The 11,197-nt window shown below is 73.7% G+C and carries 10 protein-coding genes; 4 read left to right on the forward strand and 6 right to left on the reverse strand.

The annotated features are described in order from the left end of the window. Position 1: 1 nt before the first annotated feature. From IEY33_RS10315 to IEY33_RS10335, 5 genes are read right to left on the reverse strand one after another with little or no spacing between them, the layout of a single operon-like run. On the reverse strand, positions 2–913 hold the full coding sequence (locus tag IEY33_RS10315; protein ID WP_188963132.1) for an STM4011 family radical SAM protein: 912 nt from the start codon (positions 911–913) through the stop codon (positions 2–4). Then, a complete protein-coding gene (locus tag IEY33_RS10320; RefSeq protein WP_188963135.1) occupies positions 904–2,241 on the reverse strand; it encodes an STM4012 family radical SAM protein in 1,338 nt (445 codons plus the stop codon). Before IEY33_RS10320 ends, IEY33_RS10315 begins: the two co-directional genes overlap by 10 nt. Continuing rightward, the gene (locus IEY33_RS10325) at positions 2,234–3,052 is read right to left on the reverse strand and encodes an STM4013/SEN3800 family hydrolase (RefSeq protein WP_229670926.1); all 819 of its coding nucleotides are present in this window, start codon (positions 3,050–3,052) and stop codon (positions 2,234–2,236) included. Before IEY33_RS10325 ends, IEY33_RS10320 begins: the two co-directional genes overlap by 8 nt. Then, a complete protein-coding gene (locus IEY33_RS10330; protein ID WP_188963137.1) occupies positions 3,049–4,125 on the reverse strand; it encodes an STM4014 family protein in 1,077 nt (358 codons plus the stop codon). The genes IEY33_RS10325 and IEY33_RS10330 overlap by 4 nt, the downstream gene beginning before the upstream one ends. A gap of 25 nt (positions 4,126–4,150) precedes the next feature. Further along, on the reverse strand, positions 4,151–5,074 hold the full coding sequence (locus IEY33_RS10335; RefSeq protein ID WP_188963140.1) for an STM4015 family protein: 924 nt from the start codon (positions 5,072–5,074) through the stop codon (positions 4,151–4,153). A 71-nt stretch (positions 5,075–5,145) separates the two neighbouring features. On the opposite strand from IEY33_RS10335, the gene IEY33_RS10340 reads away from it, so the two are divergent. The 4 genes from IEY33_RS10340 (at position 5,146) to IEY33_RS10355 (ending at position 8,601) form a co-directional block, all read left to right on the forward strand. Continuing rightward, complete coding sequence (locus IEY33_RS10340) at positions 5,146–5,817, forward strand: ABC transporter ATP-binding protein (RefSeq protein ID WP_229670927.1); 672 nt, start codon at positions 5,146–5,148, stop codon at positions 5,815–5,817. Continuing rightward, a complete protein-coding gene (locus IEY33_RS10345; protein ID WP_229670928.1) occupies positions 5,814–6,608 on the forward strand; it encodes an ABC transporter permease in 795 nt (264 codons plus the stop codon). The genes IEY33_RS10340 and IEY33_RS10345 overlap by 4 nt, the downstream gene beginning before the upstream one ends. A gap of 72 nt (positions 6,609–6,680) precedes the next feature. Beyond that, on the forward strand, positions 6,681–7,784 hold the full coding sequence (locus tag IEY33_RS10350) for a DUF2156 domain-containing protein (protein WP_188963146.1): 1,104 nt from the start codon (positions 6,681–6,683) through the stop codon (positions 7,782–7,784). A gap of 85 nt (positions 7,785–7,869) precedes the next feature. Next, positions 7,870–8,601, forward strand: coding sequence for a MerR family transcriptional regulator (locus IEY33_RS10355; protein ID WP_188963149.1), 732 nt, complete (start codon positions 7,870–7,872; stop codon positions 8,599–8,601). An 18-nt stretch (positions 8,602–8,619) separates the two neighbouring features. Here IEY33_RS10355 and IEY33_RS10360 read toward each other — a convergent pair whose 3' ends face one another. Further along, positions 8,620–11,151, reverse strand: a complete 2,532-nt coding sequence (locus tag IEY33_RS10360; protein ID WP_188963151.1) for an excinuclease ABC subunit UvrA — start codon at positions 11,149–11,151, stop codon at positions 8,620–8,622. Positions 11,152–11,197 lie beyond the last annotated feature (46 nt).

Below are 11,197 nucleotides of genomic sequence, written 5' to 3' on the forward strand. Positions count from 1 at the left end.
GTCAGGGGTGGGCGCGGGCGCGTTCCAGCAGGGCGTGCAGGGCGGCCGGGTCGGTCCACGCGGCCGGGTCGGGAATCCGGGCGAGCAGGCCGTCCCGGAACACGTCCGGCAGGCCGAGCGCCGGGACGTGCGCGTACCCGATGTGGCAGTCGCAGGCGGCGCGGCTGCACGGGCGGGGCCGCAGCAGGGTGCGGACGTCCTGCTCGTACAGGTTCCCGAGCGGCCGCTCGATGAAGTGGCAGCGGCGCACGGTCCCGTCGCCCTCCACGCTCACGGCGTCCTCCCCGGCCGTGCACGGCTGGCCGCGCACCCGGTAACGGCGGTTCACCTCGAACAATGGATCGACCGCCACGAGGCGCGCCACGTCTTCCGGCGTGGCGCGCCTCTCCTCGGGCCGGTAGGCGTTCACCCACAGGTAGACGTGGGCGGGCAGCGCGGCCCGCATCGCCTCGATCTCGGGCAGGTGGCGCTTCAAGCCGACCGTGCCGACGCTGTAGCGCACGCCGCGCGCGTCGAGTTCCGTGCAGCGTTTCAGGAAGCGTTCGGCGCTCGTCTCGCCGGGGTGGTACGTGCACCACAGGCCGGTCTTGTCGAGGTTCGCGTCCCGTGTCCAGTCGAGCCGTCCGGACAGGTTCGTCTGAATGGCGACCTGCCGGACGTTCGGGAGGCGGCCCAGGCGCACGATGGCCTGCTGGTAGCGGGCGTGCGCGAGCGCCTCGCCCCACGGGGTGAACAGTACCGACACCGTGAACGGCTGCGCTTCCACCCAGCGCAGGAAGCGTTCCAGCGCCTCGCCGTCCGCGCGGTGCTCGGCGGGCGTCTCGTGGTGTTTGGCGAACGGGCAGTACGGGCAGGCGTACGTGCAGCTCTCGAGCGGCCCACGGTACAGGACGCTGAGGTGCTTCAGGTCCATACGTGCTGTTCGCTCAGGGTCCGCACTTCGGGGCTGTACAGCCACGGGCCGATGGCGTCCGAGCGTTCCAGTCCGGCGGGCGTGAGGCGCAGGGCGTGCGGCGTGAGCTGCGCGAGGCCCGCGTCCACGAGCCGCGTGAGCTGCGGGTGGTCCGTCAGGGCGTCCGTGCCGAAACGGGCGCGGTACAGCGCGCGGTCCAGTCCGGACGCGTGCAGCAGGCTCTGCAGCAGGAAGCGTCGGCGCTGCTCGCCGGGGTTCAGGCGCAGGCCGTGCGTGGCGAGCGCGAAGGTGTCGTCGCTGCGGGCCACGAAGTCGTGCAGGATCTCGCGCACGCCGCTCTGCCCGACGGCGTACTCGCTGGAGTAGTGCAGGTCGCGGGTGTACGAGCGCGCGCCGCAGCCGAGGCCGACCATGCCGTCCCGCTGGCACACGTAGTCCGGCTCCTCGATCAGCGGACGACGGCCCGGGGCGGGACGCACGAAGCGGCGCATGGAGGTCTGCTCGTACCCCTCGCCGAGCAGGTACTCGCGGCCCACGCGGTACAGTTCCAGCCGCTCGTCGTCCCAGGAGCGGCCGAGGCGGGCGATGCCGGTCAGCGGGCGCACGTACAGCGGGTACAGGAAGAGCTCCTCCGGCGACCAGCGCAGCGCGGCCCGCAGGGACTGCAGCCACGAGTCCGGCGTCTGGTGCGCCAGCCCGTAGATCAGGTCGATGTTCAGGTCGAAGGGACCGGCGGCACGGATGGCGCCGAGCGCGTCCTCGACTTCAGCCGTGCGCTGCGCGCGGCCCACGCTGCGCACCTCGGCCTCCACGAAGCTCTGCACGCCGATGCTGACGCGCTGCACGCCGCGCTCCGCGAGGACGGCGAGCCGGTCCGGGGTGGCCGTCGCGGGCGACGTCTCGACCGAGGTGGGGAGGGCGCCAGGGTCCGCGCCGAAGGTGCCGGACAGCAGGTCGAACACGCCCGCGAGGTCGCCCGCCGCGAGGTACGTGGGGGTGCCGCCGCCCAGCGCGATGCGCGAGAAGCCCGCGTCTCCGAGCGCGTCCCGCGTGACGCGCGCCTGCCGCTCCAGGGCCGCGAGGTACTGGCGTTCCAGCGTGCCGCCCGGGTGGGTGGTCGTGAAGAGGTTGCAGAACCCGCAGCGCATCTCGCAGAAGGGAATGTGGACGTACAGGAACAGCTGACGGCGGTCCTCGTCCGCCCAGGCGTCCCGCAGCGGGACGGGCGGGTCGAGCCGCCGGTACGCGGTCTTGTGCGGGTACGCGTACGTGTACGCTCGGTAGGCGCTGCCGAGCGTCACGTCCGGCAGGGAAGCAGGGTCAGTCATGGTGGGCTCCGGGGAGGATGGTCTCGGCGTACGGGACGGTCCACACGCAGGGGTGCGCGACGCGGTGCCCCCAGTATCCGTCGTCGCCGAAACAGGTGCCGTGATCGGCGCACACGACGAGCAGCGTGTCGCCGCGCGCCTGCAGGGCGGCGAGCAGGGTGGGGAGGGCCGCGTCCACGCTGGCGAGCGCGGCCTGCTGCGTCCGGGCGGAGTCGCGGTGATGGCCGGGCAGGTACGGGTGCGTGGGCGCGTGCGTCGCGGCGAAGTTCAGCAGCAGGAAGGCCCGCCGGTCTCCCAGGAGACGCTGCAGGGCGCGGGCCGCGACGCGCGTCTGGGCGGCGGCGGAATCGGTGTGCTGCACGCCGAGCGCCGGGGACCAGTGACGCTCGTGGAACAGGGACGGGAGGACGCTGCCGAGCGCGGTCCGGCCGTTGAAGAACCCCACGCCGCCCACGCAGACGGTGTGGTACCCGCGCGCGGCGAGCGCGGCGGGCAGGGTCGCCTCGGGAAACACGAAGGTGTGCGGGCCGGTGCTGACGCTGCCCTCGAAGGCGGCCGCGAAGAGTCTCGGGTGCCGTCCGGGCCGGGCGGGCGTGGGCAGGAAGCCCGACAGGAACGCGTGATGCGCGGCGTACGTGAAGCTGCCGGGCGTGTGCCGCGCCTCCCAGGTGCCGCCCGGCAGGAGGCGCGCGAGGTTCGGGGTGTCGCCCGCGTCCAGGGCGGCGCGGGCCACGTCGAGGCGCAGGCTGTCGAGCGTGACGAGCACCACGTCGTGCGTGCCGATCAGGTCGCGGACGGGCAGGGCGGTCACGCGAACGCGCCCGGCAGGGCCGCCAGTTCGGCCGTGTACGTGTCCCGGCCACGGTGCAGCACGCCCCGGTGGTAGTCGCCGAAGGCGTTCACTTCCAGCACCTTCACCGTCCGGTAACCGGGCGTGAGCAGGACGTCCACGCCGCCGTACAGGGCGCCCGGGAAGGCGCGCAGGGCGGAGGTGGCGGCGTCCGTGACGGCCGCCCAGCGTTCCTCACCCGCGTCGCGCCGCAGGGCGCTCACGTCGCCGCGCTCGTTCCCGAGGTGCAGGTTCGTGATGGGCCCTTTCCCGAGCCGCACGAGCGCGTGGTTCGCGTGGCCGCCGATCACGACGGCGCGCAGGTCCATCGGGTGCCCCGCGAAGCTCGCCTTCGGCCACCAGCGTTCCACGTGCACGCCGTACACGGCGAGCGCGTCGATCAGGGCGCGCACCTGCGGCCACCCGCTGACGCGCTGCAGGCGCCGCGAGTTGTACAGGTGCGCGCCCTCCTGCCGGACGGTGGTATGGGCCTGCACGCCCCGCGCGGACCACGCGAGAGCGACGGTGCCGGACGCACTTGACCCGTGCGCGAGCTTCACGAACACCCGGCCCCACCCGCGCGCGTCGGCCCGGGCGACCAGTTCGTCGAGCGAGCGAACGGAGGGCAGGGCGTCCGGCACCGGCACGCCCGCCGCACTCAGGGCCGCGTGCGTGGCGGGCTTGTCGAACATGCGCAGCACGTGCTCCGGGTCCTGCATCCGCTCGTGCGGTGGCGCGGCCAGCAGGTCCGCCGCGAGGGAGCGCATGAGGGCCGAGTACCCGCGGTGCCAGGCGTCGGTGGGGGCGATCTCCCCGTCCGCGAGGCGCACGTCCGGACCGCCGCCCAGGCGGATCAGGGCCTGCTCGGTCGCGAGGTCCTCGCCGGGCGAGTCGAACCGCACGACGCTGCCGGGCCGCACGAGGTCCGGCAGGCGCGCACGGCCCTCCATCAGGTCCAGGTACGGCACCGTCCGCGCGGGCGGCCAGCCGAGCTGCGCGAGCGTCGCCTGAAAGGCCAGGGCGCGGCGGCCTCCGGGCGGAGCGACGAGCAGCACGTCCCGCGGCGGGAGGGCCCGCGCGTCACTCGCCAAGGGAAACGAACCGCCAGTCGTCCTCGTCGGCCTCCTGCGCGTCCGACGCGTCCACCTCCGGTCCCAGCGCCTCCAGCTGCCGCACCGTCTCCTCGCTGCACCAGTGGTGCGCCACGATCAGCCGCTTCAGGCCCCTGACGCCGGGACTGCCGAGCAGGGCCGCGGCACCCTCGTCGGACAGCGTGCCGAGCGACAGGTCCAGCACCTCCAGGCCGTCCAGCACGGGCGCGTTCGCCACGACCTGCGCCACCTCGTCCTGCCGGTCGCTGTTCTTCAGGCCCAGGTACTTCAGGTGCGGGAAGCGCCCGCCCAGCAGGAGCGGCGTGAGGTCCTCCGGGGTGCTCGTCGCGCCGTAGTCTTCGGTGCCCAGGAACAGCTCCAGGTGCGTGAGGGCGGGGAAGTCCGAGGTGACCACGTCACGGACGACTTCGGCACTCAGGCCGCCCGCCTGCAGGATCAGGGTGTGCAGCGCGGGCAGGTTCGCGTGACCGAGGCGCAGTGCGTTGCCGCCGCGCACGCCGAGCACCTCCAGCGCCGGGTACGCCGCGAGGAGCGGCCCGAGGTCCCCGTTCGTGATCCACGACACCTCGCACTCCTCGCTGGTGATGTCGTTGACGAACAGCACCCGCAGTGCCGGGAGGCGCGGCGCGGCCGCCACGAGCGCCGCGATCATGTCGTCCGGCTCGGTGCCCGTCCCGATCTCCTCGTCCCACTGGCCGATCACCAGGCCCGGCGTGCGCTCCGCGCCCGGCAGCTCCAGGAACGCCTGAAGCTTGTCCGCCCAGGGCGTGGACTCGTCATACTCGACCGCGATCCTGTGAATGGTGGTCGCCGGATCGCCGAGCGGCATGCCTGGCTCCCACAGCGTGACCTTGTACCCCCCGAATGCGGTCAGATGGGTGTAGATGCTCATGGGGGCAGCATAGCGGGCAGCGCGGGCACGCGGGGCCGGAAGTGAGGGTGGATGCAGGGTATTCTGGACACGTGACTCCTGGTTCGCAGTCCCTGCTGGACGTGTCGGGGCTGTCGCGCGTGCTGGACACGAGAACGTTGTGGCAGGACGTGCGGTTCGGGGTGCGGGCCGGGGAGAGCGTGGCGCTGACCGGACCTTCGGGGTCAGGCAAGAGTCTGCTGCTGCGGGCCATGTCTGCACTCGATCCGCTGGAATCGGGGGAGGTGCGGCTGCTCGGGCGCACGCCCGGGGAGTGGGGCGTTCCGGGGTTCCGGGCGCGCGTGATGCTCGTCCCGCAGCGTCCGGTGCTGTACGGCGGGACGGTGCTGGAAGGCCTGCGCGCCCCGTTCGGCCTGAAGGTGCACGCGGGCCGGGCGTTCCGGGAGGAGGAGGCGACGTCACTGCTGGCCGCGCTGAGCCGGGACGTGAGCTTCCTGACGCTCGGAACGGACAGCCTGTCCGGTGGTGAGGCGCAGGTGTTCGCGCTGCTGCGTGCCCTGCTGCTCTCCCCGTCGGTGCTGCTGCTGGACGAGGTGACGTCGGCACTGGATCCGGACGCGGCGCGGGCCGCCGAGACGCTGCTGCTGGGCTGGGTGGCGGCCGGTCCGGACCGGGCACTCGTGTGGGTGAGTCACTCGCCGGAGCAGCGGGCGCGCGTGGCGGGCCGCGAACTGAACCTGCGCGCCTGGCAGGCGCACGCGTGACGGTCTCGTGGGGGCAACTGCTGCTCGCGGCGGCGCTGCTGCTCGTGAACGTGGGCCTGTCGTGGCGGTTGCGGCTCGGGCTGAGCCGGGACATTCTCGTGGCGGGCGCGCGCATGACGGCGCAACTCCTGCTGGTCGGCGTGGTACTGCAGTGGGTGTTCTCGCTGAGGCACCCGTTGCCGGTCGTGGGGATCGGGCTGGTGATGACGGCGCTCGCCGCGCAGGCCGCGGTGGGCCGCGCCCGGCAGCGGTACGCGCGCATTCTGCTCGACAGTGCCGTGGCGATCTTCGGGAGTTCGTTCCTGCTGACGGGCCTGGTCCTGACGGGCGTGCTGCGGGTGCGGCCGTGGTTCGATCCGCAGTTCGCGGTGCCGATCCTGGGCATGGTGCTGGGGAACGCCCTGACGAGCGTGTCGCTGGCCCTCGACCGCTTCCTGACGGAAGTGACGGCCGGCCGGGCACGCATCGAGGGACTGCTCGCACTCGGCGCGACCCGCTGGGAGGCCGCGCACGCGGCCGTCGCTGCGTCGGTGAGAACCGCGATGATCCCCACGCTAAACAGCATGGCCGTGATGGGCGTGGTGAGCCTGCCGGGCCAGCTGACCGGGCAGATCCTGGCGGGGGCCGCGCCGGGCGTCGCGGTCCGGTACCAGATCCTGCTGATGTTCGTGCTGGCGGCGAGTTCGGCACTGGGGAGCCTGGTGGTGGTGCTGCTCGCGTACCGGCACCTGTTCGATGCTCAGGACCGCCTGCGGGCCGAACGCCTGCACGTCCGTCCTGAGCGGTCCTGAGCCGGGCAGGCGGTGCAGTGCCGTGCGCCTGGCCTTTACCGGGACGCTACCTGCCGCGCGTAGGGTGCAGGCATGACGGTCGAAGTGGCGGTGGGCGGGGCGGCAGCGGTGGTGGGGGCGCGGCTGGAGCCCGTGCGGCCGGAGGTGCTGATCGGCTGGCACGCGCGCTACGCGTGTAACCCGTCGGCCCTGGCGGCTCTGCCGGGCGTGACGCACATGTTCACGCTGGAGGGCGTGCGTGGCGGGCTGGGCGTGCAGCGGCTGGGGCGGGTGCTGGTGGTGGGCGATCCGCTCGCGCCGCCAGCCGGGTGGGCGGCGCTCCTGCGGGCCTTCGTGCGGGTGGCGGGCGAGGCGGGGTTCACGCCTGCGTTCGGGCCGGTCGGGGCGGAGTGCGCGGCCGTGCTGCGGGACCTGGGGTGGCGGCCGGTGCGGCTCGGCAGCACGCCGTACGTGCACCTGCGGGACTGGCCGGCGCGCGGCAAGGGGGGTGCGCGGGTGCGGGAGGCCGTGAACCGCGCGGGCCGGGAGGGCCTGACGCTGCGCGAGGTGCGTCCGGACCGCTTGCCGCGTGAGCAGGGCGCGCGCTGGACGGCGGAGGTGGAGGCGCTGAGCGGGCGGTGGCTGCGGTCCCGGCGGGCGGGCGTGGCGTTCCACTGGATCTTCGAGTTGCGGCCCCTGGCGTTCCGGGACCGGAAGCGGTACTTCGAGGCGCGGCAGGCGGGGCGGCTGGTGGGGCTGGTCGCGGCGAGCCCCGTGGCGGGCCGGGGGGCGTGGTATCTGGAGGACGTGCTGCGGGACGTGGACGCGCCCGCCTCGACGGGGACGGCGCTGGTGGCGTGCGCGCTGGACGCGCTGAAGGCGGGGGGCGTGCCGCTGGCGACGCTGGGCGGGGTGCCGCTCGCGCGGGAGCGTGGTCTGGACGCCCTGCCCGTCACGTGGCCGGAACGGCTAGCGTACCGGGTGAGGCCGCTGCTGTCGCGCGCGTATTCTTTCGATGGTCTGGAGACCTTCAAGCGGCGCTTCGGTCCGGCCCACTGGGAGAACGAGTACCTGGTCCTGCCGCCCGCGTGGTGGGCGTGGCCGCGTGCGGCACTGGCCCTGACGCGCCTGACCCTGCACCCGGGCCGTCAGGACGCGGTGACGGCGGAGGTGGCCCTACACGTCGCGCGCGCCTGACGGTCGGTGCCCGTCGGGCCGCCCCGGCCGCGGGCGACCTGGGCGTTGTCATTGACAGCAGTCGTTGTCATTTCTAGAGTGGGGTATGCCTGACGCTTCCCTGCCCGGCGCGTGGAGCGGTGGCCTGGACGATCTCGCGGCCCTCGCCAACGCGCTCCTCCCGCGGTACCTGCCGCTCGACCGCACCTCGCGCACCACGGAGGACGTCAACCCGCGCCTGATCCGCCACTACACCACGCAGGGCCTGCTGGACCCCCCGCAGAAGGAGGGGCGCGAAGCCCGCTACGGGCGGCGGCACCTGCTGCAGCTGCTGACGCTGCGCCGCCTGATGGGCGAGGGGCACAGCGCGCAGGCGCTGCTGGGGATGCTGCCCGAACAGGCGGACGACGACCTCGAAGCGCTCCTGAACGGCACGGGTCGCCTGCAGGTGCAGCCCGGCACGTCCGGCAACGCGGCCCTCTCGTATCTCGCGGGACTGCGGCAGCTCTCGCCGGACGTGCCGGTCTCGTCCGCGCCGCTCCTCATGGCTGACGAGGCCGCCCCGATGCTGTCCGCCCCGCCCCCGCCCGTCTTCTCGGCTGCGCCGGAGATGCCCGCGCGCCGCCGTCAGACCAGTCTTCTGCCCACCCCGGCGGAAGACCCGGACAGCGCGCCGCTCGCGGAACGCGTGACGCGCTTCACGCTGATGCCGGGCGTGGAGATTCTCGTGACGCGGTCGGCGCGGCTGCCGCGCACGCGGGCCGAGCAGGAGGCGCTCGCGGAACGCTTCACGCGCGCCCTGGGCAGCCTCAGGACGCGCGGCACGCCGGACCGCTGACCTCCCAGGAACGCCGGGTCAGCGAGCGTCCTGCAGGGCACGTGCCAGGTACGGCGCGGTGCGGCTCTCCCGCTCGCGGGCCACGTCCTGCGGGACGCCCGCCGCGACCACGCGCCCGCCCGCCTCGCCCGCGCCGGGGCCGAGGTCGATCACCCAGTCGCTCGCGGCGACGACGCGCATGTCGTGCTCGATCACGATGACGGTGTGCCCGGCGTCCACCAGGGCCGACAGCTGCCGGTGCAGGCGGTCCACGTCGGCCGGGTGCAGGCCGGTGGTGGGTTCGTCAAGGACGTACACGGTGTGGCCGCGCGGGGAGCGCTGCAGTTCCGTCGCGAGCTTGATGCGCTGCGCCTCGCCGCCCGACAGTTCCGTGGCGGGCTGCCCGAGCCGCAGGTACCCGAGGCCCACCTCGCGCAGCACGTCCAGTGCGCGACGCACGGTCGGCTCGCCCTCGAAGAAGGCGTGCGCGGCGTCCACGGTGAGGGCCAGGACCTGCGCGACGTTCAGGTCCCGGTACGTGACGTCCAGCGTCTGAGCGTTGTAGCGGGTGCCGTGGCAGGTGGGGCAGGGCGCGTACACGCTCGGCATGAACAGCAGTTCCACCATGACGCTCCCCTCGCCCTGGCAGGTGTCGCAGCGTCCGCCCTTGACGTTGAACGAGAAGCGGCCCGCGTCGTACCCGCGTTCCCGCGCGAGCGGCGTGGCGGCGTACAGGCGGCGCACGCCGTCGAAGAGGCCGGTGTACGTGGCGAGGTTGCTGCGCGGCGTGCGCCCGATGGGTTTCTGGTCCACGACCACGAGGCGCGTCACGGCGGCCGTGTCGCCCGTCATGCGGCCCTGCGTGACCGTCACCTCGTCGGTGGGGTCGAGCGGGTCGGCCGGGTCGGGCGTGGTCGCCTGCCCGAGCGTCCGGGCGAGCAGGTCCACCAGCGCGCCGCTGACGAGGCTGCTCTTGCCGCTCCCGCTGACGCCCGTCACGCTCGTCAGGAGGCCCAGCGGCAGGTCGGCGGAGACGCCGTTCAGGGTGTGGCGCGTCACGCCGCGCAACTTCAGCCACCCGGAGGGCGAGCGGCCCTCGGCGCGGGCGGGAAGCGGCACCTCGCCCTGCAGGTAGCGCGCGGTGACGGAGGCGGGCACGTCCTGCAGTCCGGCGGGCGGGCCGCTGTACAGCACCTCTCCCCCGCCCTCGCCCGCGCCGGGCCCGACGTCCACCAGCCAGTCGGCGGCGCGCACCACGTCCAGGTCGTGCTCCACCACGAACAGGGTGTTCCCGGCGGCCTTCAGGTCCGCCAGGGCGCGCAGCAGCGCCTCGGTGTCGGCCGGGTGCAGGCCCGCGGACGGCTCGTCGAGGACGTACACCACCCCGAACAGCTGCGAGTACAGCTGCGTGGCGAGCCGCAGGCGCTGCAGTTCGCCCGGCGAGAGGCTCGGGGTGCTGCGCTCCATCGAGAGGTACCCGAGGCCCAGGTCGAGCAGCACGTCCATGCGCGCCACGAGGTCGTCCGCCATGCGCTGCGCGGCCGTGGCGACCTCGGCGGGGCGGTCGCCGGTGTGCCCGTCCGCGAGCGGCTGCAGCAGCGCCTGCGCCTGCGTGATCGGCAGGCGCGAGAAGTCCGTGATGTCCAGCCCTGAGAGCGTCACGGCGAGCGCCTCGCGCCGCAGGCGCTTCCCGTGGCAGAGCGGGCAGGGGCGGCTGAGCATGAAGCCCGCCGCGCGGCGTTTCATGCTGGCGCTCTCGCTGGTCGCGAAGGTCTGCATCACGTACCGCCGCGCGCCCGTGAAGGTCCCCATGTAGTCCGGCGCGCGTTTCGCCTTCACGGCGCGGCGCGTCTCGGCGGGCGTGAGGCCCGGGTACACCGGCACGACCGGCTGCTCGTCCGTGAAGAGGATCCAATTCCGCAACTCGCGCGGCAGGTCCCGCCAGGGCGTGTCCACGTCGTGCCCGAGCGATACGAGGATGTCCCGCTGGTTCTGCCCGCCCCACGCGGGCGGCCAGCCCGCGATGGCCTTCTCCCGGATGGTGAGGGTCGGGTCCGGCACGAGCGTCTCCTCGGTCACGTCGTACACGCGGCCCTGCCCCTGGCATTCCGGGCAGGCGCCTTCCGGCGTGTTCGGGGAGAAGCCCTCGGCGTACACGATGCCCGCCCCGTCCGGGTACTCGCCCGCGCGGGAGTACAGCATGCGCAGCAGGTTCGAGAGCGTGGTGACGCTCCCGACCGAGGAGCGCGCGGTGGGCGTGCCGCGCGCCTGCTGCAGCGCCACGGCGGGCGGCAGGCCGTCCACGCGGTCCACGTCCGGCACGCCCACCTGATGAAAGAGGCGGCGCGCGTACGGCGACACGGACTCCAGGTACCGGCGCTGCGCCTCGGCGTACAGGGTGCCGAAGGCGAGGCTGCTCTTGCCGGACCCGGACACGCCCGTGAACACCACGAGGGCGTCCCTGGGCAGGTCCACGTCCACGTTCCTGAGGTTGTGCTCGCGCGCGCCGCGCACCTCCACGAATCCCGGTCTTCCGGCGCGCGTGAGGGTGGACTTCCGTCTGGACTTCATGACCGTGATCATGGACCGGCGCGGCCCTCATCGCCCTTGCGGGAGT

Origin of the sequence: Deinococcus aquiradiocola (genome assembly GCF_014646915.1) — a bacterium.
Taxonomy (GTDB): domain Bacteria; phylum Deinococcota; class Deinococci; order Deinococcales; family Deinococcaceae; genus Deinococcus; species Deinococcus aquiradiocola.